Raw genomic sequence first — 24,386 nt, 5'->3', positions numbered from 1 at the left:
GTTAGTCGTATTTCGAGTTAAAATTACCACTCCAATTACCTTGTACTTTAAGCACTTGTTCAATAACATCTCTAACGGCACCTTTGCCACCATTTTTATGAGATACGTATTTCGATATGTTTTTAATTTCGGGAACGGCATCTTGTGGACAAGTTGGTAAACCTACAACAAGCATCACTGGGAAATCTGGAATGTCGTCGCCCATGTAAAGTATGTTTTCTGTTTTAATATCATGTTTTTGAACATACTCATCTAACTGATCTAGCTTATTATGTGCTCCCAAAAAGATGTCGGTAATGCCTAAGCCTTCTAAACGTTTACGCACCCCTTCATTAGAACCGCCCGAGATAATACAAATTCTATAACCGGCATCTATCGCAGTTTTTAAAGCGTAACCATCCTTAATATTCATAACTCTAAGCATTTCTCCTGTCGTGGTTACTGTGACGTTTCCATCGGTTAAAACACCATCCACATCAAAAATAAAAGTGGTTATGTGTTCTAAATATTCTTTATAGCTTTTTTCTTCCATGAGTTTCTGTTATTGATTCGGTTAATAGCTTATAGATTGCTTTATGTTGCGGGTTTTCTATTAAATTTAAATGCTTCTTAATGGTTTGCTTGTCACCGCGAGTTGCCGGTCCGGTTTGCGCCATATAGGGCGACATATTCTGAATTTTTTTAGCTGTTTCTAGAATTAATGGTTTTAAAACATCAAATTCTATTTGATTGGCTTCAGTGATTTCGTGAGCAATACGATACATCTGATTGGTAAAATTGTTAGCAAATACGGCCGCGATATGCAAGCGTTTACGTTGTTCTGTAGAGACTTTATAATCCTGACTCCCAATAGCATGTGCTAATGTTTTTAGTAATTTATAATCCGCTTTTTTCAAAGCTTCAATACACAACGGAATAGTGCTAAAATCTATAGTGGCATCTTTAGTAAAGGTTTGCAACGGATAAAAAACGCCACGCCTATGCTTAGCATCTAAGTCGTAAAGACTAGCGGTACCGGATGTGTGCACTACAAGACGGTCTTGAAACGGTAACGCTTCAGAAACAGTGGCAATGGCATCGTCACTAACGGCCATAACGTAGAGGTCTGCTTCGACTAATTCTATAAGGGAATCGGTAACAGATACTTCATTTTTATAGGTAGAAATTTTATCAACATGCCTATTGTACCATTGTGTTACAGTAATTGCATCAGAATTATGAAACACTTTATATAAATGAGTGGCGACATTTCCTGCGCCAAGTAATACGACTGAAATCATCCTGCTAAAATACATTTTTTAAAAATATTTTATGGCTATAGCTAGATAAATTCAGTAATTAGCACGTCAAATTCACTTATGCAGGAGTTAAGTAGCTTCTTTTGTTTTATGTAAACTATATTTGCGATTCACTTTATAAGAATTTAAATTTTAAAGTAATGGATGTTATAAAATCTGATATTAAAAATCGCGAAGATGTCCATAAACTGGTATCTGCGTTTTACGATAAAATTAGAAAAGACAATTTTTTAGGGCCTTTTTTTGAACCCATTATTACCGATTGGCCAGAACATATCGATCGGTTAACGTCGTTTTGGGAATCGAGTTTGTTTTTAAAAACAAAATATTACGGCAATCCATTAGAGACACATATTAGAGTAGACGAAGAAAATAACAATGCAATTTCCGAACAGCATTTTGGCGCTTGGTTAAACCTTTGGTTAGAAACAATCGATCAGCTTTTTGAAGGCGATATTGCTAATAATGCGAAGCAAAGAGCTCGTAAAATGGGGACATTTTTATACTTAAATATCTTTCAAGCAAGACAAAATAAAGAATAGCATTTAGTCATCTTAAAATTAGGTTAATTTTAACAGTCTTTGCGTTTAATACGTACCCAACAACCGAACAAAAAGCACTAAATTTGCGCACTTAAAATCAAGAGAAACCGCTATGCAAAACAAACTTGCCAAGATTCTTTTTTCCACACGTTTAACATCCATATTGTTTATAGTTTTTGCTGCAGCCATGGCTATCGGTACATTTCTTGACGCTGGACAAGACACGTCTCCAACACCTTATTCTAGAAATTTAATTTATAATACTTGGTGGTTTGAAGCCATTATGGTTGTTTTCGTAATTAACTTTATTGGGAATATTAAACGTTACCGTTTGTACAAAAAAGAAAAATGGGCATCTTTAGTGCTTCACTTATCTTTTATTTTAATCCTTTTAGGTGCTTTTATTACTAGATATATTGGTTTTGAAGGGATGATGGCCATTCGAGAAGGCGCCACAGAAAACACATTTTTATCTCAAAAAACGTATATCACTGCATTTATAGATGGTGATTATATGATTGATGGCGTACCACAACGTTTGCCACTAGAAGAGGAAGTCGATTTTTCTAAACGATTAGACAATTCTTTTAAAATTGAAACAAAATACGACCAACAGCCGGTAACCATCGAAATGACCGATTTTATTGGTGGGGCAGAGGAAGATATTATTCCAGACGAAAATGGGGAATCGTATTTAAAGCTAGTCGAAGCTGGAAACGGACAACCTCACAATCACTTTTTAAAATCTGGAGAAGTTCAGAGCATTCATAGTTTATTAATTTCTTTAAATAAGCCTACAGATGGTGCTATTAATATTAGCACTACCGACGAGGGTATTTTTATAGATTCTCCTTTTGAAGGCGAATATTTAACCATGGCCACTATGGCAACGGGGAAGTTGGTAAAAGATAGTTTACAACCTTTAATTCTACGTTCACGTTATGTTATTGGAGATATGCAACTTGTATTTCCTAAACCAGTGGTAAAAGGTACTTTCGGAATTGTTAAAAAAGCAGAATTTCTTAAAAACGATGAAGATGGCGTTATTCTTAATGTAACTGCAAACGGAGAAACTAAAGAAGTTGGATTATTAGGCGGGAAAGGTTCTAACGGTGCTTTTAAACAAGTGCAAGTTGGTGGTTTAGATTTCGCCTTAAAGTACGGGTCTAAAGTTATCGAACTTCCGTTTAGTGTAAAACTTAACGATTTTGAAGCCGAACGCTATCCGGGAACTGAAAATAGTTACTCTGCCTTTTCTAGTCAGGTAACTGTTATAGATGAAGAAGAAGGCGATTTTGATTATAAGATTTTTATGAATCATATTTTAGATCACCGCGGCTATCGCTTTTTTCAATCTGGATTTGATCCTGACGAAAAAGGAACAATTCTGTCTGTAAATCATGATTATTATGGCACACTATTTACGTATATCGGTTACTTCTTATTGTATTTTGGGATGTTAGCAACACTAGTTACTAAAGGAACGCGATTTGGAGATTTACGTAGAAAACTTGATAAAATAAAAGCGAAGAAAGCCAAATTGCTTTCAATTTTACTATTGTGTTTTGCATTTAACGGATTTGCACAAGGACATTCGGACAACGATGGACATGCACATGGAGCAAAGCCAACAAAAGCGCAAATAGATTCTATTCTAGTTGCTAATAAGGTACCACAAGATCATGCCGATAAATTTGGGCACATGGTTATTCAGGATATTGGCGGGCGTATGATGCCTGTTAATACGTACGCTTCAGAGTTGTTACGTAAATTATCAAATTCAGATACTTATGCAGGTTTAGATGCAGATCAGGTGTTTTTATCTATGCACGAAAGTCCGTTGTTATGGTATAATGTACCAATTGTATATTTAAAATATAAGAAAGCCGACTCGTTGCGTTCGATAATTGGGATTCCAAAAGATCAGAAATTTGCAACTTTAGCCGATTTCTTTACAGACCGTGGTGCATATAAATTAGGACCATATTTAGAAGAAGCGTATAAAGCACCAATTCCTAACGGATTTCAAAAGGAATTCAAGGAAACCGATCAGCATGTAAATTTATTATACAATACAATTGAAGGACGTTCATTGCGAATTTTTCCTATTCCAGATGATGAAAATAACAAATGGATCTCTTCAATAGAATATAAAGGAGGAACGCTTAAAGTTGAAGATTCTCTGTATTCAAATTTTATAAATAGTGGTTTTTCTGCCTATTTAATGACGCTGAATCAAGCAAAGAGAACAGGCGATTTTACCGATGCAAATAAGTTATTAGATGCTTTTCATAAAACACAAGAGCAATATGGTAGTGATGTCATGCTATCGGATGAAAAGATAAGAACTGAAATTTTATATAATCATTACGATATTTTTAAAAACCTGTTTAGTTATTATCTCTATGCTGGAATTTTAATGTTTACGATACTAATTGTTCAAATTTTTAAGAGCAAAAGTAAAGCCGTGAATGTAGGTGTTACTGTATTTAAATGGATTGTAGTTGCTTTGTTTGGGTTGCATACCTTAGGATTAATAGCACGTTGGTATATTTCAGGACATGCGCCTTGGAGTGATGCCTACGAGTCTATGATTTATGTAGCTTGGGCAACCATGCTGTTTGGATTACTTCTAGGAAGAAAAAGTGATTTAACCATTGCGTCTACAGCTTTGGTGACGTCAATGATTTTAATGGTGGCTCATTGGAACTGGATGGATCCAGCGATAGCAAACTTGCAACCGGTTTTAGATAGTTATTGGTTAATGATTCACGTGGCAGTAATTGTAGGAAGTTATGGTCCGTTTACTATAGGTATGATTTTAGGTTTAACCGTATTATTCCTAATGATTTTCACCAATAAAGAGAACAAAGATAAAATGCTGATTAATATTAATGAGCTAACCGTAATTAACGAAATGGCCTTAACCATTGGTTTAGTCATGTTAACAATAGGAAACTTCCTTGGAGGAATGTGGGCTAACGAAAGTTGGGGACGTTACTGGGGATGGGATCCTAAAGAAACATGGGCATTAATTAGTATTATGGTGTATGCGTTTGTAATTCATATGCGTTTAGTGCCTGGGTTAAGAGGCCGTTTCGGGTACAATTTAGCATCTGTTTTAGCATTTTCTAGTATAATGATGACCTATTTTGGAGTGAATTTTTACTTAGCAGGACTGCATTCTTACGCTAGTGGAGATCAGATTGTAAGTGTTAAATTTATCTTGATCACTTTAGGGATTGTCGCTGTAATAGCAGGCTTTGCTTATGTGAAATATGCTAAGTTTTATAAAAAGAGTAAATAATATAGTTTTAAATAAGTTGTTGTAGATAGTTAAAAACTAATCCACAACATATTGCAAGACCGAAGCTTAATAGGGTACCAATTAAAATGTATTCTGTTAATTTTCGGTCTTTTGCTTTCGATAAATCTCCAAAGCGAAATACCGATTTTGCTGTGATTAAAAACCCGATACCTGACCAGAAATTCATTACAATAAATAAGAACACAAATAAACGTTCTAACATGCCTATATAAGCACCGGCATCTTTTAAAGAGGCTTCATTATTTTCTTCTAATTGCCATTTAGAAATTATAATTTTCATAATTACAGAAGACACCACAGTTACAAATATTATGGAACAGATTAGGAGTAAGAATGTGGTGTTGTAAAATATATCTATAGAAATAGAACGTGGTTCGTAAATAGCTACAACACATGCTATAATAATAAGGTGTGCCAGTTGGTCTAAACAAAATAGCCAGCGGGAGTTTACTTTGGTGTTTAGATATAGTTTTATGGTATCGATTATAAAGTGAGAAAGTGTAATAATAAGTATGCCCCAGATGTAATTAAAGTCGAATTGAAGCACCACAAGTAACGTTATAAAATGAATCGCTATGTGAAAATATAAATATTTCGATTTTAGCTTACGGTGCTCTTTGTCTTCAACCCATTTTGTAGGTTGTAAAAGAAAATCACCAATTAAGTGGGCGAGTAATAGTTTTATAAAAAGCGCAATCATAGTGAGACATTTTTAGTGAAGAACTGTATCATTTTTAAAATTTCATCATAGCCCGCACGTTTTAATCCTTGACTAACATTGCCTTGAGTGCTTTCTGTTAATTCCGCCAGTTGCATTTGATTGTATTCGGGATGCGTAAGTGCTAATTTCAGTAACGATGCAGTGGTTGGGGTCCATGTGTTCATGGTGAGTAATGCTAATTCCAGCATAATGTTTATCGTGGTATCAAATTCTAGGTTGTCAGATTTTATAGCCAAATTTGTTTTTTTTAATTGCTCAAAACATTCGCCAGAGTATATAAACGCACTACCATTAGATTCGGTTATGCTATTAGCGTTGTATGTTTTTTCTCCAATACCAATGGCTAGTCTTACGTCTATAGATTTAAATTGTTTTATACCGGCCTTTATTAAAATGGCTGTTTTTAAGGCGCCTTTCGGAGAAATTTCTAGTTGAAAGCTATCGCCTCTATATATTTCCCATTGCTTAGGAGCTTGTCCGTAACGATTAAGGATCGCTTTTAATTCGGTAAGCCAGTCGCTTACATCTTGCGTTCTAGAGTTAATAATGTCTCCGGTTATTATGCCAATCATTTTTAAATGTCTTTTATCAAATATATTGGAATTTTTAGTAACTTCAAAATTATTAGCTATAAAACTAATAATTGACATTATTAGCTTAAAAGATTATATTTGTATTTATTAGCTCTAATACTAATATTTATCTGTAATTATAGCTTTGAGAAACTAGAGATTAAAAATATATTTGTCTAAAAAGAAAATTATGAAACTAATACAGGAATTTAAAGAGTTCGCGATTAAGGGAAACATGATAGATATGGCTGTTGGTATTATTATCGGAGCTTCATTTAATAAGGTAATCGATGTCTTGGTAAAACAAGTATTTATGCCACCGCTATCTTTATTGTCGGATGGTATTCACTTTCAAGATAAAGTATGGGTGTTAAGAGAAGCAGTAAATGATGCTAGTGGTGTTGTAGTGGCAGAGCAAATTTCTATAGGTTATGGTGCTTTAATTGAAGCTTTTTTAGATTTCATTATTATCGGTTTTACCGTATTTATTGTAGTGAAGTTTATGAATAGATTGCGAAACAAATCACAAGATCCAAAGAATAAAACGGTTGTAACCCCAAAAGATATTCAGTTATTGGCTGGAATTACAGATTTATTGGAAGAACAAAACGCCATGCTAAAAGGTAAAATGAAGTCATAAAAAAAACTACGAAGACACTAAGGTCATGATAGTTTTTTTCGAATTAATTAATAGCGCCTTTATATGGTTAATCTTTAATGTTGCTAATTAAAGATTACATAGTTAAAATTAACATTCCAAATATAGTCGACCTGTAGATTATATAAAATACCCAATTTTGGGTATTTTTTGGTTTATATGGTAATCTAGAAATAATAGTGATGATTAAATAATTTTATACCTTTATAAGATGAAAAATACTTTAATAATAGTGATTGCATTTATACTGTGTAGTTGTAAGCAAAACACAAAAGAAACGTCTATAGTGCCTAGTGAAGACATAAGTACCACGGTAGATAAAAGTAGTGCCTTAGAGAAGGAAACTATATATCAATTTAAGGTTCAGGATTTATACGGGAATCCGTTTGATTTTTCAACCTTAAAAGGCAAAAAAGTAATGCTGGTAAACACAGCGAGTAAATGCGGATTAACACCGCAATACGAACAACTTCAGGAGATATACGAAACCTATCAAGATCAAGGTTTTACTATTGTTGGTTTTCCTGCGAATAATTTTAAAAGTCAGGAGCCAGGAACAGATACCGAAATCGCAGCGTTTTGTGAGGCCAATTACGGTGTCACGTTTCCTATGATGAGCAAGATTTCTGTAAAAGGATCTGATATGGACGACGTTTATAAATTCTTAACCCAAAAGGAAAGAAATGGATTAGAAGATTCTGAAGTAGAATGGAATTTTCAAAAATATTTAATAGATGAAAATGGATATGTTGTTCGTGTAGTTGCACCAAAAACATTACCTACAGATGACTCAATTATTTCTTGGATAAAAAGCTAATATCATGACTAAAAAATTAGGATTACAAACCATATGTACCCATGTTGGGGAAGTAAAGGATGAACAGTTTAAAGGGGCTGTATCTCCCATTTATATGTCTACATCTTATCAGTTTGAAGACGTCGATGTAAAACGTTACCCACGTTATTTTAATACTCCAAATCAAGAATTCTTATCAAAAAAAATAGCGGCTTTAGAACATGCTGAGGCTGGAATGATTTTTGGTTCTGGAATGGCTGCTATTAGTACGGTCTTACTTGCCTTTTTAAAAACGGGCGATCATATAGTGGTACAAAACACATTGTATGGCGGTACGAGTAATTTTATACGTGAAGAGTTTCCTAAATATGGTATAGAATTTTCCTTTACAGATGGATATGAAGTTTCAGATTTTGAAGACAAAATACAAGAGCATACAAAAGTTATTTACATTGAAACACCGTCTAATCCACTATTAACCATTACCGATATAAAAGGCGTTGCTGCATTGGCTAAAAAGAAAGGCTTACTGTCTATTATAGACAATACATTTGCCAGTCCAGTGAATCAGAATCCAATAGATTTCGGGATCGATATCGTACTGCATTCAGCTACTAAATATCTTGGTGGTCACAGTGATATTTTGGCCGGAGCGGTAGCTTGTTCTAACGAGCACATGAAAATAATTTGGAACGTCGCTAAAAATTTAGGTGGTAGTTTAAGCGATTTCATGGTATGGATGCTAGAGCGTAGTATTAAAACATTAGTTCTTCGTGTAAAAGCTCAGAATAGAAATGCGAAGAAGTTGGCGAAGTTTTTAAATTCACATTCAGATATTAAAAATGTGTATTATCCAGGTCTAAAAAGTCATCCGCAGTATGCTTTAGCAAAATCTCAAATGAAAGGTTTTGGAGGTATGTTATCCTTTGAATTAAATGATGAACTAGATGCTTTATCATTTCAAAAAGCATTAAAATTAATAAAACCATCTATGAGTTTGGCTGGGGTTGAAAGTACCATGTTATCGCCATATAAAACGTCTCACGGATTATTAAGTCAGGAAGAACGAGACCGTATTGGGGTAACCAATGGTTTGATTCGTTTTTCTGTAGGAATAGAGACAAAAGACGATTTAATAGAAGATATTGAGCAGGCTATTAAAGCCGTAAAGAAACAGGCTAAAGTAGAAGCCTAATTATTAAAGGATAAAAGGCCTTTTAAATTAAAAAGAAGTAGATGAAATTAGATATACTTGCAATCGGGGCACATCCAGACGATGTAGAATTGGGATGTGGCGCAACCATTGCAAAAGAAATAGCCAACGGAAAAACAGTTGGAATTATAGATTTAACTCGTGGTGAACTAGGAACCCGAGGCACTGCAGAAACCCGTGATGCCGAAGCCAAAGATGCTGCTAAAATTTTAGGCGTTTCAGTGCGGGAAAATTTAGGCTTTGCTGATGCTTTTTTTGTAAACGATAAAAAGCATCAATTAGAAGTCATTAAAATGATTCGTAAATATCAACCGGATATTGTGCTTTGCAATGCAATAGACGATCGCCATATAGACCATGGAAAAGGTAGTAAATTGGTTAGCGATTCTTGCTTTTTAAGTGGCTTAAAAAAAATAGAAACAGAAGTAGGAGGTGAGCCTCAAATACAGTGGAGACCGCAACATGTGTATCACTATATACAATGGAAACCAATTACTCCCGATTTTGTTGTAGATGTTACAGGATATATAGAAACTAAAGAACAAGCTGTTTTAGCATATAAAACACAATTTTTTGATCCCGATAGTAAAGAACCAGAAACACCTATTTCTAGTAAAAATTTTACAGATAGTGTAAATTATCGTGCAAAAGACTTGGGACGTATGATTGGTGTGGAATATGCAGAAGGCTTTACGTCAGAGCGTTATGTGGCGGTGGAAAATTTATTTAAAATAAAATGATATTTTTTTTAAAAAAGGCTTGGAATTTCTATAAAATCTCTTAAATTTGCACACGCATTACAAAAATGCAGTTACATGGTGGTTGTAGCTCAGTTGGTTAGAGCATTGGTTTGTGGTACCAAGGGTCGCCGGTTCGAATCCGGTCTTCCACCCAAAAAGTAAAAGCCTTTCGATTTTTCGAAAGGCTTTTTTTGTGGATATAACTGTTGTATTCCTAAAATTCTAAGCGCTCGCCTTGCTCTGGAAATACCAAATCTAAACCCAAATTATTTTGAGCTTGTAATTGTTCAGAGATCTTCAGCATATGCTCTACAGGTGGCTTTTGGTGTATGATTATAGTTTTAAATCCCTTTAGAGCTTTTTCTCCTGTTAACTGTTGCAATACTTTAAGCTCCTTATAAAACCAATTAGGAGTCAAGTGCCCAAACAATGCTGTGTCGGCTTGTTCATTAGGGAATGACACTTCTATAAACATAGCACGTAACTGTTTCTTTTTAATTAATGGAGCGATGGCCATCCATAAATTTTTTAAATCGGCGCTTTTCTCTATTTTATCAGGACCAGTGTCACCTAAGTACAAGATGTAATCCTTCTGCTTTCTAATTAAAAAAGCGGTGCTCTCAAACGGACTCACATGACTAAGCGGAAAAGCTGTAACATACATATCTGTATTTGTAATAGGAACCTCTTGATGTATATTTAAAGTTTTAAAATGATATCGCTTTATTTGATAACCTGGACCTTCATCTCCGAAATTGGCCCATGTTTCACCATTAAAATAATGGTTCTGCATCATGCTCATACATTTTTGTGTGGCATACACTGTTTTCGAAGAATCGGCAGGAGAATTAATAATAAGCCCGGAAACATGATCTAAATGTGCGTGAGATATAAAATATCCTTTAATGTAGTTTCGTAACACATCGCTTGTAGATGTATTAAAGACCTTGTTTTTAACCGCCTTTTTAAGACCTGCATGAATGGTACCGGCATCTAGACATATAAAATCATTGGAGTTTACGGGAGCTACCATATAGGCCGATAAATTAGTTTCGTCTATACCACCTTTAACGCCTAATGGTATAACTTGAAATGCGGGAGCGCGTTGCGCTAAAAGAGTAAATGTGCAACATAATACACAAATAAAAAGGGATATAATACGTCTCATTATAGATGCTTTTAATAGGGATTAAGTGTAGTTTGTAAAATTAAAAGCTTAAACTTTATATTCATTAGTTTTTAATCAAAAATGCTAATGAATTAAGTGTCAATCTATAATGTTTATAAATATCTTAAATAATGTTAAAATTTATACCATATTATAAATTGTAATGTCTATTTTTGAATCATACCAATCAACTTACAAGCAAACTAACCATTAAAAAAAGCGTCATTTTTTAAAGACGCTTTTTTGATTTGTTTTATGTTTTAACCTAGAGTGTAGGCGCTAAGTAAGGCGCTTTTACTATTAGATTTTCGATTTTATTTTTTTAAATAGACTAATGATTAGGAGAACCACAAAACCGATCACTGTACCTGAAATTAATTCAGACAGTATACTAGGAAGTGTGTGAAAAAGATCGTGTAAATATGGAATATTATGAATAAAAATTCCACCAGAAACCAATAGTAGCGCAATAGTTCCAACAACTCCTAGTCCTTTAATAACCCATGGAAGTGCTTGTACTAATATGCGTCCAATTTTATCTGAAAAACTATTGTCTTCTTCGTTTAGATTAATCAGTTTTAATCCGAAATCATCCATTCTAACAATAAGGGCAACAATGCCATAAACACCTACTGTCGCTATAAGTGCGACTACAGAAACTACTATGATTTGTGTTGTTAGCGGATGTCCAACCACTGTACCTAAAGCAATTATAACAATTTCAACAGAGAGAATAAAATCGGTGACTATGGCCGCTTTAATTTTTTCCTGTTCTAATTTTAATAAATCTGCTTCTGTTTTGGCCTCGACGATTTTTTCGGTGTGGTGATGATTAGGAACAAAAAACTCATATATTTTTTCGGCACCTTCGTAAGCTAAATATAGTCCACCTAATGTTAATATAATAGGAATGGACTGCGGTAAAAAAGCACTAAGTAAAAAAGCAAAAGGTAGAATAATCGCTTTGTTTTTAAGTGATCCTTTAGTAATAGCCCATAATACTGGTATTTCTCTAGAAGATAAAAAACCAGAAGCTTTTTCTGCATTTACTGCTAAATCATCTCCTAAGATGCCTGCTGTTTTTTTGGTAGCTAATTTTCCCATGGTTGCCACGTCATCCATTAATGCCGCGATATCGTCTAATAAAGCAAAAAATCCTGAAGCCATTTACATTTAGATTTAAGAAATCCTAAGATTCATTTGTGCAAATGTAATTACTGTACATTAAACGATAACTAAAATTGTATCACTAAGTTTTAAGAACTGATAATTTTTCAAATTAATTGATTGTATTTTATATAAATAATAAAGGAGCTTATCGTTTTATACGAAGTATACTAAAACTAAGTAACGATGGATAATTATTGGCTATACCAAGCTAGAATAATGCGTATGTATTTAGTTGTACTTAGATTTTTGGTTAAAATACTTAGTTTTTAATTGTTTTATTGTAAGTATTAGTGCGTAATTGTTAAAATATTATTAGTGAACAGGTCGTTATATATTATTATTAATAGTAATTTAGACTGATGTATAACGTTATCGGAAAAATAATTACTTTTAAACGTTAGAACACTACAAACTAAGAATTATGAAATTTAAGCATATTGAAGATTCTCAAATCACTATGACCCAATTAATGTTGCCCTCACACTCTAATTTTAGAGGAAATATTCACGGAGGTTTTATTTTAAATTTAATGGATCAAATAGCATTTGCTTGCGCTTCAAAACATTCCGAACACTATTCGGTAACAGCTTCTGTTAATAAAGTGGATTTTTTAAATGCAATTGCCGTTGGTGAATTGGTAACCTTAAAAGCATCTATAAATTATACAGGTAGAACGTCTATGGTTGTAGGCTTACGGGTGGAATCTGAAGATATACATACTGGAGTAATTAAACATTGTAATTCGTCTTATTTTACAATGGTAGCAAAAGATAAGGCCTATAACAGTATAGAAGTTCCTGGTCTAATTCTTAATAGTCCGGATAGCATAAGACGCTTTGCTAGAAGTATTAAAAGACAAAAACAAGCACGTAAACGAAGTGAAAATTTTAATTCTATAGATTTTAAAATTGAAGAATATCTGGACGAAGTTAGAGAACACAACGTTAAAATAGAGCTGTAAAAATAAAATTTAAATAGTTTAATCAGACATCTACATTGTAGCTGTCTGATTTTTTTTGTGCCTAATGGGAACCATTTCTTTTCTACTTACTTTCTACACTTCATCATGTAATAGTTAATCTTACTGTCCTACTGTGTAAAAGGTGTGTAATTTTTTTACAGGATACACTATTGTGTTACACACATTTCTTTCATTTTTTTTCATCATTTTTTATTTGTTTTTCTTTTAAACCCGCGTGTTTACTACAGTGTTTAGTTGTTGGCTTACTTGTTTGATAGGCATGGCATGTTTATTTCATATTACTAATCAAAACAATTAAAAGAACAGTTTAAAATATATAGAAAATGAAGAATATTGTAATAGCATCGGCATTGGCACTAGGAGGGATATCTACCCAAGCGACATCTTCACAACCTCTATTTTTTCACGACGGAATTATGGACATCGTTTTTCAAGAGGATTTTACTCCAATTGAAATTAATCAATTGCCAAACCCGATTTTGGAAGCGGTGGTTAAAAATCATGGAACGGTTGAAATCTCTAAGGCCTACAAAAACGACTTAAAAGAATTTAAACTGGAACTAAGTATAGATAATTCTATAGTTACGGTTTATAAAGATGAAAACGGACATTGGATAAACAAATAATCGCTGATTAACGCATAATAAAAAAGACTGTTTTTATTGAGCAGAGTACGAGTAGATTAAGCATTAAAGCGATATAGTAATAAATAATTGATTAACATTAAAATTTAAAGTTATGAGAAATATATTTTTAACATTAGCATTTTTAGCACTTATATTAAGTAATATTAGTTTTTACGCGGCATCACCAGTTCATTTAACACTTCAGGATGGAACATTTGTGTTGCAAGAAGAGTTTAAAGAAATTAAAACAGCAGAATTACCATTAGCTATTCAAGAAGCTGTTGCAGTAGATTTTCCTAATGCAACGATTCTAAAAGCCTATGTAAATGAAGTGAAAGAATATAAATTAGACCTAAGTATGTCGGGAACTACGCAAACAGTTTACGCAGATGCTACGGGAAAATGGATTAACAAATAGATAAAACCAATTAACCATTTTTAATCTATTTAGTTTGTTTTTAGTCTGTTAGTTGCGGTTAAGTAAAACTATTTTGCGGCATAAGATAATTGTTGTAAAATGAATTTATACCAATTACAGACTATTAAATTTAAATTTTAGTCACAAAAAAAGCTGAAATATAAGTTATTATTTAATTTTAAATTCAGAGGGAGAAAAGAGGGTGTTTTATTAAAGCACCCTCTTTTTTTTGCTTAATTTTAGGGTCTAATATTTTACTTTTTAAACACTACATGAAGTCAATCCTTTTAATAGAAGATGATGTTGCTTTTTCTAATATGCTTAAACGGTTTTTAGAAAAACACGATTACACTGTAACGTTAAGTTATGGTTTCGAGGATGCTAAAACCATAATTATAAACGATGATTTCGATTTAATTTTTACGGATTTAAGGCTTCCCGACGGAAATGGATTAGAGTTGTTAGAAATCGTAAAAGAACATAAAGCGAAAACACCCGTAATTTTAATGACGGGTTATGCCGAAGTTTCTACGGCTGTTAAGGCTATGAAACAAGGTGCAATCGATTATATTTCCAAACCTTTTAATCAGGACGAAGTTTTACATGTTATAACTAATGCTTTAAAATCTGAGCAAAAAGTAGCTAGTGCTCCAAAAGAGGTGGTGAAGAAGGCGTCCCAATTAAATTCTGAATTTGTGACAGGAATAAGTTCTTCTTCAAAAAAATTGAACGAATATATTCAGTTGGTAGGTCCTACAGATATGTCGGTTTTAATCACAGGAGAGAGTGGTACCGGGAAAGAAGTTGTGGCAAAATCTATTCATAAAACAAGCTCAAGAAAAAATAAACCTTTTGTTGCTGTAGATTGTGGTGCGATTCCAAATGAAATTGCGGCAAGTGAATTTTTTGGTCATAAAAAAGGATCGTTTACAGGTGCGGTAAGTGATAAAAAAGGACATTTTGAATCGGCTAATTACGGAACTCTATTTTTAGATGAAGTGGGAAACTTATCTTACGAGAATCAAATCCAGTTGCTTCGTGCACTGCAAGAACGTCGCGTAAAACCTTTAGGTAGTAGTACAGAAATAGAAGTTGATATTAGATTAATTACAGCGACAAATGAAGATTTGCTAAAGGCTGTAGATGAAGGGGAGTTTAGAGAAGATTTGTATCATAGATTGAATGAGTTTACAATTAAAATTCCGAATCTACAGGAGCGAAAAGACGACCTTATTATTTTTGCCGATTACTTTTTAGATAAAGCCAATGTGCAATTAAATAAAAATGTTATTGGCTTTAGTGACGACGTTTTAAAAATTTTCCAAAATTACTCATGGCCTGGGAATTTACGGGAATTTGGAAATGTGGTGAAGCGAGCGACCTTATTAACTGCAGGCGATTTAATTGAACAGCAAGTCTTGCCCATGGAGCTAACTCAAGGCGCAGCATCTAAACAAGAACCTTTGCAAAAGAAAAGTTTCTCGACTAAAGACAACGAAAAAGATTTAATTATTCGTGCATTGGAGCAAGCAAATAACAATAAAACACATGCCGCTAAATTGTTAAATGTGACTCGTAAAACGTTATATAATAAGATTAAAGAATATAATATTAGTCTATAAATTGTTCCATTTCTATAACGGTTAAATTGGTATTTGTTTTCAGATGCTCAAAGGTGGTATCTAACATATTATCATGTATATCTTCAAGCTTATCTAAATAGGTTAAATACGGAATTACACTATTAATTTCCAATTGTTTAAACATAGTAAGCATCTTGTGACTTGTGGCATGTATGCTTTCTAAATTCTTATTTTTAATAGCTTGTTCTAAGGTCTCTAAGTTTAGTTCTGTCTCATTTAAAAACAACTGTAAGGTGTCCTTTAAAGACTCGATGTCGTTGTTAAGAAACGAACTAATAGGTGTTAAGTTAAAATGTTCAAACTTAAAAATGTCTTCTGAATTGTTCTGAGAAACAGGCTCTAATTTTACGCCAGGCAACCATTTACTTACCGTGTGTATTAAATCGTCTGCACCATACGGTTTAAAAATAATATCTACAAACCCACTGTCTTTATATACTTTACCTTTTAAATCCTTACGTCCAGTAGAAGCAATTATAGGCTGATTTTTATAAAAGTCCGAGGCTTTTAAGGTTTCCATAAAATGGAATCCATTCATATTTGGTAACTGAATATCTGTAATCACTAAATCGAAAGGTAAATTCTTCATTTCTTTTAGCGCTTTTTTAGCCGTTTCAAAAGCGGTGACATTTATATTCTTATCTTGAAGAATATCGGTTAACAATTGTCTTAAAGAGGCATCATCGTCTATTACAATAACATTTAAGTTAGAGGCAATGGTTTCGGTGTTTGGTTTAAGTTTAACAACCGGTTTAACACTGTAGGCTATGGGAAGTGTAAGGATAAAAGTACTTCCTTTCTTTTCTTCGCTGGTGAACGATAATTCGCCACCCAGTAGATTTGCTAATTTTTTAGAAATGGTTAATCCTAGTCCGAAACCTTCGTATTTCTTCTCACTATGACTTTCAATTTGAGTGAATTCTTCGAAAATTATAGATTGCTTTTCAATAGGTATTCCAATTCCTGTATCTGAAACCAAAATTTGTAAAAACGGTTTACGGTCTACGTTTTTAAAGGTTTTAGTTTCAATTTTAATTTCTCCAGATTCAGTGAATTTATACGCATTTCCTACTAAATTATAAAGAATTTGTCGCACACGAAACGGATCTCCAAGAATAGACTTTTCTAGATTAGAATTATAAACAGCATTTAGGTTAATAGCTTTATCAGGATATACCGATTTTACGCTAACCATCACTTCGTCTATTATTGGATTGAGTAAATACGGAATGTGATCTATAGAGATATTGCCACGTTCTAACTTGGAAAATTCTAATAAATCGTCTACCAAATCCTTCATGTATTTAGAAGCTTTAGAAATCCTATCGATGTAATATTTAGGTTTACTGTCTTTAATAATTTTTGCCAGCAAATCGCTATATCCTGTAATGGTACTTAAAGGTGTACGTAAATCATGACTCACCATAGAAATAAGCTGTTCACGACTCTGTAGAAGTGAGCTTGTATACGCATTCGCTTTTTCTAATTCTTTTCTGTATTTCTGACTTTTCCAGAAGTCGTTTAAAATAATAAACGAAAATAAAATAACTAAAATGGTACCCACAATAGTGGCTAAGCTTAAAATTTTTGTACTTCTATTTAAAGCCGAATCGCGTTGCTGATTTATTTTCTCGGAATGTTCGAGTATTTCATGTTCTAGGTTATACAGTAGTTTTCTTAAACTTTGAGATACATTTAAATCACTTTTTAAAAGAGAATTCTCTTTGTTGGATAAATTGGTTTTCTGAATGAGTGCATCTCTCTTAACCTGTTTAAGAAGGTCTCGGGCAGCAACGACAATAGAATCTAATCGTTTTTCGCTTTTTTCTTCGTCTTGTTCTTTAGGGCGATATTTATTGACAATCGCAATATATTCTTCTATAGATTTTCGATGTGCAGGGGTTAAAGCATCAGGATCTTCTGCGAAATCTAATATGGTTAATCGGCCCACAGAACTTTCTATAGCATTTATTCTTGTTAATGCATTTTCTATAGATCGTTCAGAAATGTCATCTTCCTTAATGTGTTTAAGGGCCTTTATATTATTGAATTTTACAGCGATTAACTGTTTAACACTGTCTAATAGTAAAAATTGATGTTCGTTGTCTAATTTAACTTTTAAACTATCGATATCTGCATTTAAAGTACTGTTTTTAGCAATATAGAGGTCAAACTGACTTTCAGATCCGCTTTGAATAGCTGCTCTGGCAAAACTCTCATTTTCATAGATATCTGCAATTAGGTTACCAACAGCAATAATTTTATTTCGATCACTTACATCATCACGTTTAAGGTTCAAGAAGTTTTTAATTTCCGAAAACACTAAAAAAGTAGTGGTAACAGCAACAACGGCTAATATAACATAGCCTACAATTACTTTTACGGTAAATTTTCTATTCGAATTTTCCATAATGTAAAATTAGTGAAATGTTCGTGATATAATTCGTCCAAATAATTTTTGAATGCGAATATTATGTAAAAATATTTCTCAATAGTATTAACGTATCATATTTAGATAAGAGAAGAACGATGTAGTGTCTAAACCTCAATTTTAATTATGCCAAATAAGTCTTTAGCAACGTATGGAATTATACAGACTACAGATGAAGATAAATTGATAAAAAAAATAATAAAATTGTAACGAATTAGCACTTATTTGCCAATAATGCGTGTAATATGGCAGATATAAAGCGCTTATATATTTATTTTTCGAAAAAACAAAATTTATTTTGTAATCAAACAAATTGATTTTCAGGTTCTTAAAAAAAAAGATTACTGCATTACGGGAAAACCGTAATACAATTAAAAGGCTATACCTTATATTTGTTACAGCTATTAGTTAATTAGGGGGTATTACTAAGCGGTAATACAAAATAGGCACATGGTATTTCCATGTGTCTTTTTTTTATCCTCATTTAATATATTAGTTTTGTATTCATGGTTCGAAAAAAAGTAATTATTTCTTTAATTATAGCTTGTAGTGGTGTTCTTATATTTGCTATATATTACTTTAGGCTCGATTTAAGTATTTTGTATTATAGACTAAACCAAGAACCTAGCACTGCAAATTCTAAAAACGAATCTATTTTTAAGCGGTATCCAAGGTATTTGTATGGCATAGACCTTTCTCATTATCAAGGAAAAATAGACTGGAATGAAGTTAACTACATCAATGATAGTATACCAATTGCATTTATAATTATTCGGGCAACCATGGGAATAGATGGATTGGATAGTGCATATATAACGCGTTGGGAAACTATTAAAAGTAAACAAGTGGTTCGTGGTGCATATCATTACTACAGGCCAAACCAGCACTCTCTTACTCAGGCCGCGCAGTTTAAGGCGCATGTGACTTTAAATCCAGGAGATTTTCCTCCAATTTTAGACATCGAAAATTTATCGACTATTCAATCTGTAGAGAATTTAAAACTCGGTATTAAAAAATGGTTAGTCGATGTCGAACTACATTATGGTGTTACGCCTATAATATATACTGGAGATCACTTTTATCGCAAGCACTTAAATACCCCAGAATTTGACAAATATCCTATATGGATAGCTAATTATGGGAATTATGCCGAGCCTTTTACGCAACCGTGGAATATCTGGCAATTTACAGAACGTGGCCAAATTGATGGCGTAGAAGGGTATATTGATTTAAACGTATTTAAAGGGACGTACCAAGATTTTAAAGCATTATTGATTAAGTAGTCTTAATTTTCGAATTCAGATTTTATATTTTCGAATTTAATTTCACTAAAGTCAGAAATTAATTTATTCGCCAAAGTATAGGTTTGATTTTTAGAGTGTTCACTCTTGTAAGCCACGCAATATATTCCTGCCGTATGCGACGCTTTTATACCACTAGTAGAATCTTCAATAACCATACATTCCGAAGGTTTAAAACCAGCAATTTCAGCCGCACGTTCAAAAATTTCTGGATGGGGTTTCGAAGCTTCAAGATCTGCTCCAGAAACACGACCTGTAAAATATTGATCTAATTCGAAGCGTGTAAACACATCATGAATGGTAATTTGCGATGCAGAAGAGGCCAAAACAAGTGTAAGTCCGTTGTTATAATAGTTCTGAATTAAATCGAGTACACCAGGAAGTAAATCTAAATCAGGGTCGTTTTTAAAAAGTTTTTGAAATGCTTTACGTTTTAATTGTACCAGTTCTTCAGGATCGTTTTCTAACCCAAAATGTTCGCAAATTCCTTTACAAGTACTTATAGTAGACCGACCAGTGTAGCTCTGATATAAAGCCAAAGGGACTTCAATACCAACAGTTTTAAACATATCGTAATAGGCTTTATAGTGTAGGGGTTCTGTATTTACAATAACACCATCCATATCGAATAAAACTGCCTTTAACATATCCTTTTTTTTAGATTACGAAGATATAAAAGCATTTTAGCTTAGTTGATAAGAAATCATTAAAATTAATTGAATTTATTATTCCGTTTATAGAATGCGCGCATGTTTAAAATCGTAATTTTGAATTGAAATTTTGGAGTAATGGCTAAAAAAGGAAAAGAGAAGAACACAAAGAATAAGGCGAAACATTCCAAGTTAATGGATCGTAAGAAAAATAAATTACGTGCCGAAAAAGAATTGCACAAGGAGCGTTTAAAAGCTATAGTTAAAAAATCACAAGAAAATCAATCTAATACTTAAGCGTTATGAAATGTCCTTGTTGTAGTGAAAAATTGTATAAAGATTGTTGTGAAATCGGTCATAAACATATTAAAAAAGTAAAAACGGCCGAAGGTTTAATGCGCTCTCGCTATGCCGCTTTTGTTTTGGCTAATGGCGATTATCTAATGGCGAGTCACCACGAAAGTACGCGACCTTCTAAGGAGAAAAAATCTATTGTAAAATGGGCTAAATCTGTAGATTGGATTAAATTAGATATTATAAAGACGTCAAAAGGATTGGAGACAGATACAGAAGGAACGGTAGAGTTTAAGGCTATTTTTCAAGATGAAGGCGAATTACAAATGATACATGAAAACTCCAGATTTGTTAAAGAGGATGGTTGTTGGTTTTATATCGATGCGCTCTAAGCCTTTTTGCAAATAATTACAATCTTATTTGAATTTACATCTGTAGTAAAAAACAAATAGTCGTCTCCACCATCTTTAATTTTTAGTTTTTTTCTTAAATCGGCAACAGAGTCTTGGAAATTTCTAGTCGTAATGTTGGCTTTCTTAATACCTTCCTTTTGGATTGCTTTTTTATTAAAAGGTATTGTTTTAATAATTTCAAAGGTACGCCCTGGAAAAGCTATTTTTTCTTGCGAAGTATATAAATGAGCATGTTTTTGAAGCTTAAATACACCTAATTGATGGGCGACAGAATTGAAAGCTCCCGCTTTTAATATTGCCGCATTGGGTTCGTAAAGAAATTGTAAAGGTGTGCTGTAATCTATGAATAACTCACCTTCTAAATCAATAGGGAAATCGAAAGTTTCTACCGTGTTTTTAGTAATATTAGCAGTATGTATTGTAAACGCATTTGTGATATTACGATCAAGTACCCACAATAATTCTTTAACGTCGTTATTTAAAGCAACCACGTATAAGGCGCTTACATATTTTAACTCTTGGCAACCTACAGAAATATCTAAAAGGGGAGAAGTTTTTACCAATATATTATTGGCGTGTTTAAATAAAAGATCTAAATGTTCAGGTACATTGGGTAGGCAATCGTTAAGAAAAAACACTTTCCCTTTACTATCGTGACGTCTAGAAGGGTCTACATAAATCCAATCGAATACTTTTGTTGTGCGTTTTAAATAGGTAATTCCATCTTCAGAAATAGTCTCAATTGTATCCGCATTTAATTGGTGAAAATTATGAGTTACAATATCGCTTAAATGGGTATTAATTTCGCAATGCGTAACCTGTTTAAACTGTTTTGAAAAAGCATAACAATCTACTCCAAATCCGCCAGTTATATCTAAAATTGAATCTCCCGAAATTAGGGACGCTTTATAATTGGCCGTGCGCTCCGAAGATGTTTGTTCAATATTTAGTTTGCGCGGATAATAAATATTAGGTGTGTTGTACCAACTTGGTAGTTTGCTTAAACATCGTTGTTTGGCCTCGATTTGCTCAACAATTTCTCGCGTTTCTACGCCTTCAAAAGCGGTTCCTTTTAAAAGTATAGCGGTGGTATCTGACTTTAAATTAGATGCTATAAAATCTTGAATTTCAGTATTTAAAATTAGTGTATTCAACGCGTTGCTATAAATCTTTAGTAAGGTGTTTTACAATCCTATTTTCAGAAAGAAATTCTTTCAAAATAACTTTTAATGCGGTGTAGGCTGGCACTGCTATTACCATACCAATAATCCCGAAGAGTATACCGGTAATAATTATCACTAAGAATATCTCTAAAGGATGCGATTTAACACTACGTGAGAATATTATAGGCTGACTGAAAAAATTGTCGATTAATTGAGCAAAAGCAAATCCGATTAAAACATAAATGGTAGTGGAAAGTGCCACACTAAACTCATTTTGCAGGTTGCTAGACAGGGTTAAAACAATCATTAAAATTGCACTAATTAATGGTCCGATGTACGGGATTAAGTTTAATAGCGCACACAAGAAGGCAATGACAATAGAGTTTTTAATTCCGAATATAGATAGCACTATGGCATAAATCACAAATAAAATTAAAATCTGAATAAGTAAGCCAAGGAAGTATCTAGATAATAAATGTTTAATGGTGTATAAAGATTTTTTTACACGATGCTTTTTGCTTTCTGGAACAACAACCATAAAGCTATTTTCAAGTAGTTTTCTGTCTTTTAAAAAGAAAAAAGAGATAAATAATACCGAGAAAAAAGCGATACTAAAGGTTCCAAATCCGCTTAAAATAGAGTTTAAAAAATCGGGAATAACAGAGTAATTAATTTTTGAAAGTAAATGATAATCCTCTAATGATTTCTCCAGATAAATATGTTTTCCTTCTAGATAGTGGGCCACCTCAAGATACACGGTGTTAAAATTATTTTGAAGTTTGTTTATGTTTAAAAGCGATAAATTGTGACCTTGTTCTATAACTAAAGGGATAAAAAGTAAGATTAACCCAATAAGTGAACCAACAATTATAAGCATGGCTAAAACAACAGATAAGGAATCGTTAAATTTAAAACGGTCTCTAAAAAGCTGAACTAACGGAGCACCCGTTAAAGAAATAACTGCAGAAATAACAATATATACAATAACAGATTGTATTTGATACAGAAAATATAAGATAAGAGAAATAAATACTAATGTAAATATTGCCCTTAAAATGCCGTTTGCTATGGTTCTAGAATTCATAATGTAAATATAGATAAAAGGATTAAAGACTTTGTTTGGTTAGTTCGTATAAAACAATACTCGTGGCTTGTACCACATTCATACTGCTATTTTGTCCAAACATATCTATATGAACTACCATATCTGACGCCTTTAAAAGAGCTTCTGAAACTCCAAAATTTTCATCGCCAATTAGTAGTGCTATGGGTTGAGATGTAGAAAAGTTAGCCTCTCTTAGTGGGATGCTAGTATCTGTAATTTCTAAAGCAATTATTTGATATCCTTCAGATTTTAATTTAGAAATCACCGCGTGAACATCGTCTTGCAATTCGAAAGGGACTACTTTTTCGGTTGCCCGAGATGTTTTGGTCATTTTTCGTCCTAATGGAATATAAGAACCACAAAGCATAAGTTTTTCAACACCAAAAGCATCGGCGGTTCTAAATAAACTTCCAATATTTGGTGCATTGGTAACGTTGTCGCAGACCAATGTAATTGGAAATGTTTTTTTACTGAATTGCGTATTATAATGATTGAGTTGAGCCATTTAAACCTTAATGATTAAAAACGTAATAAATTATATTTGCACCCATTTTTAGTGCTTTTTCGCGAACATCTTCGGGGTCGTTATGTACTTCCGGGTCTTCCCAACCATCTCCTAAATCGCTTTCGGTTGTAAACAAAACAATCATGCGTCCGTCGTGAAACAGGGCAGAGGCTTGTGGGCGTTTGCCATCGTGTTCATGAATTTTTGGTAAACCATCAGGAAACGGATTAGGTGTTTGAAAAATCTCGTGTGTCGCAGGTAATTCTATTAAATCTTGTTCAGGGAATACGTCTTTAAGGGCTTTAGTAATGTATGGTTTTAACCCATAATTATCATCTATATGAAGAAATCCGCCAGAGATTAAATAATTTTTAAGATTGATTTTATCATTATCGTCAAAATAAACATTTCCATGTCCCGTCATATGTACAAAAGGAAACTGAAAAATATCGAGGCTTGCTGTTTCTACTGTCTGAACTTCAGGATTTATTCGTGTATTAATGTGTGTGTTGCAATATTTTACCAGATTTGGTAGAGAAGTCGGGTTACTATACCAGTCTCCACCACCTTTATAATGTAAAACGGCAACATCTTGAGCAGAGGCTAAAGAACTAATTACAAATAAGGTAAGGACTAAAAAATACTTCAT

General features: G+C 33.1%; 25 protein-coding genes and 1 tRNA gene. 14 read left to right on the top strand and 12 right to left on the bottom strand.

Annotation, left to right across the window (positions count from 1 at the left end):
- Position 1: 1 nt before the first annotated feature.
- Entirely contained in the window at positions 2-532 is a 531-nt protein-coding gene (locus AC0UBM_RS04830; RefSeq protein ID WP_475687858.1) for a KdsC family phosphatase, read from the bottom strand.
- Positions 513-1,280 carry a Rossmann-like and DUF2520 domain-containing protein gene (locus tag AC0UBM_RS04825; protein ID WP_475687857.1) on the bottom strand — a complete coding sequence of 256 codons (768 nt, stop codon included), beginning with the start codon at positions 1,278-1,280 and terminating at the stop codon, positions 513-515. The genes AC0UBM_RS04830 and AC0UBM_RS04825 overlap by 20 nt, the downstream gene beginning before the upstream one ends.
- Positions 1,281-1,438: 158 nt before the next feature.
- Between AC0UBM_RS04825 and AC0UBM_RS04820 the strand changes: the two genes are divergently transcribed.
- Both AC0UBM_RS04820 and AC0UBM_RS04815 read left to right on the top strand, forming a co-directional pair.
- Positions 1,439-1,840 (top strand): group III truncated hemoglobin, encoded by a 402-nt coding sequence (locus tag AC0UBM_RS04820; protein ID WP_475687856.1) that lies wholly within the window; start codon positions 1,439-1,441, stop codon positions 1,838-1,840.
- Between the two features lie 112 nt (positions 1,841-1,952).
- Entirely contained in the window at positions 1,953-5,147 is a 3,195-nt protein-coding gene (locus AC0UBM_RS04815) for a cytochrome c biogenesis protein (protein ID WP_475687855.1), read from the top strand.
- Between the two features lie 7 nt (positions 5,148-5,154).
- On the opposite strand, the gene AC0UBM_RS04810 is transcribed toward AC0UBM_RS04815, so the two are convergent.
- Positions 5,155-5,868, bottom strand: coding sequence for a DUF3307 domain-containing protein (locus AC0UBM_RS04810; protein ID WP_475687854.1), 714 nt, complete (start codon positions 5,866-5,868; stop codon positions 5,155-5,157).
- Complete coding sequence (locus AC0UBM_RS04805) at positions 5,865-6,461, bottom strand: SatD family protein (protein ID WP_475687853.1); 597 nt, start codon at positions 6,459-6,461, stop codon at positions 5,865-5,867. The genes AC0UBM_RS04810 and AC0UBM_RS04805 overlap by 4 nt, the downstream gene beginning before the upstream one ends.
- A gap of 190 nt (positions 6,462-6,651) precedes the next feature.
- Here AC0UBM_RS04805 and mscL point away from each other — a divergent pair, with 190 nt between their 5' ends.
- The 5 genes from mscL (at position 6,652) to AC0UBM_RS04780 (ending at position 10,021) form a co-directional block, all read left to right on the top strand.
- Positions 6,652-7,101, top strand: coding sequence for a large conductance mechanosensitive channel protein MscL (mscL, locus tag AC0UBM_RS04800; protein WP_434035811.1), 450 nt, complete (start codon positions 6,652-6,654; stop codon positions 7,099-7,101).
- Between the two features lie 229 nt (positions 7,102-7,330).
- Positions 7,331-7,936: a glutathione peroxidase gene (locus AC0UBM_RS04795; protein ID WP_475687852.1), complete on the top strand. Its 606-nt coding sequence runs from the start codon at positions 7,331-7,333 to the stop codon at positions 7,934-7,936.
- Positions 7,937-7,940: 4 nt separating this feature from the next.
- A complete protein-coding gene (locus AC0UBM_RS04790; protein ID WP_475687851.1) occupies positions 7,941-9,110 on the top strand; it encodes a trans-sulfuration enzyme family protein in 1,170 nt (389 codons plus the stop codon).
- A 41-nt stretch (positions 9,111-9,151) separates the two neighbouring features.
- Positions 9,152-9,868 (top strand): bacillithiol biosynthesis deacetylase BshB1, encoded by a 717-nt coding sequence (gene bshB1, locus AC0UBM_RS04785; RefSeq protein WP_475687850.1) that lies wholly within the window; start codon positions 9,152-9,154, stop codon positions 9,866-9,868.
- 77 nt (positions 9,869-9,945) lie between these two features.
- Positions 9,946-10,021 (top strand) — tRNA-His (locus AC0UBM_RS04780).
- A gap of 61 nt (positions 10,022-10,082) precedes the next feature.
- On the opposite strand, the gene AC0UBM_RS04775 is transcribed toward AC0UBM_RS04780, so the two are convergent.
- Positions 10,083-11,036: an MBL fold metallo-hydrolase gene (locus tag AC0UBM_RS04775; RefSeq protein ID WP_475687849.1), complete on the bottom strand. Its 954-nt coding sequence runs from the start codon at positions 11,034-11,036 to the stop codon at positions 10,083-10,085.
- A gap of 300 nt (positions 11,037-11,336) precedes the next feature.
- Positions 11,337-12,203, bottom strand: coding sequence for a DUF808 domain-containing protein (locus AC0UBM_RS04770; protein ID WP_475687848.1), 867 nt, complete (start codon positions 12,201-12,203; stop codon positions 11,337-11,339).
- Positions 12,204-12,627: 424 nt separating this feature from the next.
- Here AC0UBM_RS04770 and AC0UBM_RS04765 point away from each other — a divergent pair, with 424 nt between their 5' ends.
- The 4 genes from AC0UBM_RS04765 (at position 12,628) to AC0UBM_RS04750 (ending at position 15,854) form a co-directional block, all read left to right on the top strand.
- Positions 12,628-13,167, top strand: a complete 540-nt coding sequence (locus AC0UBM_RS04765) for an acyl-CoA thioesterase (protein ID WP_475687847.1) — start codon at positions 12,628-12,630, stop codon at positions 13,165-13,167.
- A gap of 344 nt (positions 13,168-13,511) precedes the next feature.
- A complete protein-coding gene (locus AC0UBM_RS04760; RefSeq protein WP_434035817.1) occupies positions 13,512-13,814 on the top strand; it encodes a hypothetical protein in 303 nt (100 codons plus the stop codon).
- Positions 13,815-13,926: 112 nt separating this feature from the next.
- Positions 13,927-14,232: a hypothetical protein gene (locus tag AC0UBM_RS04755; RefSeq protein WP_414034274.1), complete on the top strand. Its 306-nt coding sequence runs from the start codon at positions 13,927-13,929 to the stop codon at positions 14,230-14,232.
- 272 nt (positions 14,233-14,504) lie between these two features.
- On the top strand, positions 14,505-15,854 hold the full coding sequence (locus AC0UBM_RS04750) for a sigma-54-dependent transcriptional regulator (protein WP_475687846.1): 1,350 nt from the start codon (positions 14,505-14,507) through the stop codon (positions 15,852-15,854).
- Here AC0UBM_RS04750 and AC0UBM_RS04745 read toward each other — a convergent pair.
- A complete protein-coding gene (locus tag AC0UBM_RS04745) occupies positions 15,844-18,285 on the bottom strand; it encodes an ATP-binding response regulator (protein ID WP_475687845.1) in 2,442 nt (813 codons plus the stop codon). The genes AC0UBM_RS04750 and AC0UBM_RS04745 overlap by 11 nt on opposite strands.
- Positions 18,286-18,812: 527 nt before the next feature.
- On the opposite strand from AC0UBM_RS04745, the gene AC0UBM_RS04740 reads away from it, so the two are divergent.
- Positions 18,813-19,589, top strand: a complete 777-nt coding sequence (locus AC0UBM_RS04740; RefSeq protein WP_434035819.1) for a GH25 family lysozyme — start codon at positions 18,813-18,815, stop codon at positions 19,587-19,589.
- A gap of 2 nt (positions 19,590-19,591) precedes the next feature.
- Here AC0UBM_RS04740 and AC0UBM_RS04735 read toward each other — a convergent pair whose 3' ends face one another.
- Entirely contained in the window at positions 19,592-20,254 is a 663-nt protein-coding gene (locus AC0UBM_RS04735; RefSeq protein ID WP_475687844.1) for an HAD family hydrolase, read from the bottom strand.
- A 141-nt stretch (positions 20,255-20,395) separates the two neighbouring features.
- On the opposite strand from AC0UBM_RS04735, the gene AC0UBM_RS04730 reads away from it, so the two are divergent.
- The gene (locus tag AC0UBM_RS04730) at positions 20,396-20,554 is read left to right on the top strand and encodes a hypothetical protein (RefSeq protein WP_414034279.1); all 159 of its coding nucleotides are present in this window, start codon (positions 20,396-20,398) and stop codon (positions 20,552-20,554) included.
- Positions 20,555-20,559: 5 nt separating this feature from the next.
- Positions 20,560-20,943 (top strand): YchJ family protein, encoded by a 384-nt coding sequence (locus AC0UBM_RS04725; RefSeq protein WP_475687843.1) that lies wholly within the window; start codon positions 20,560-20,562, stop codon positions 20,941-20,943.
- On the opposite strand, the gene AC0UBM_RS04720 is transcribed toward AC0UBM_RS04725, so the two are convergent.
- The 4 genes from AC0UBM_RS04720 to AC0UBM_RS04705 are packed head-to-tail and all read right to left on the bottom strand — an operon-like array spanning position 20,940 to position 24,386.
- Positions 20,940-22,118 carry a THUMP-like domain-containing protein gene (locus AC0UBM_RS04720; protein ID WP_475687842.1) on the bottom strand — a complete coding sequence of 393 codons (1,179 nt, stop codon included), beginning with the start codon at positions 22,116-22,118 and terminating at the stop codon, positions 20,940-20,942. The genes AC0UBM_RS04725 and AC0UBM_RS04720 overlap by 4 nt on opposite strands.
- A 7-nt stretch (positions 22,119-22,125) precedes the next feature.
- Positions 22,126-23,211 carry an AI-2E family transporter gene (locus AC0UBM_RS04715; RefSeq protein ID WP_475687841.1) on the bottom strand — a complete coding sequence of 362 codons (1,086 nt, stop codon included), beginning with the start codon at positions 23,209-23,211 and terminating at the stop codon, positions 22,126-22,128.
- Between the two features lie 22 nt (positions 23,212-23,233).
- The gene (locus AC0UBM_RS04710) at positions 23,234-23,737 is read right to left on the bottom strand and encodes a TrmH family RNA methyltransferase (RefSeq protein ID WP_475687840.1); all 504 of its coding nucleotides are present in this window, start codon (positions 23,735-23,737) and stop codon (positions 23,234-23,236) included.
- A 7-nt stretch (positions 23,738-23,744) separates the two neighbouring features.
- Positions 23,745-24,386 carry a DUF4159 domain-containing protein gene (locus AC0UBM_RS04705; RefSeq protein WP_475687839.1) on the bottom strand — a complete coding sequence of 214 codons (642 nt, stop codon included), beginning with the start codon at positions 24,384-24,386 and terminating at the stop codon, positions 23,745-23,747.

The organism is Formosa sp. F44 (assembly GCF_056238645.1).
The sequence above is the reverse complement of the archived record's forward strand: the minus strand, read 5'-3'. Positions and strand labels throughout refer to the sequence as shown.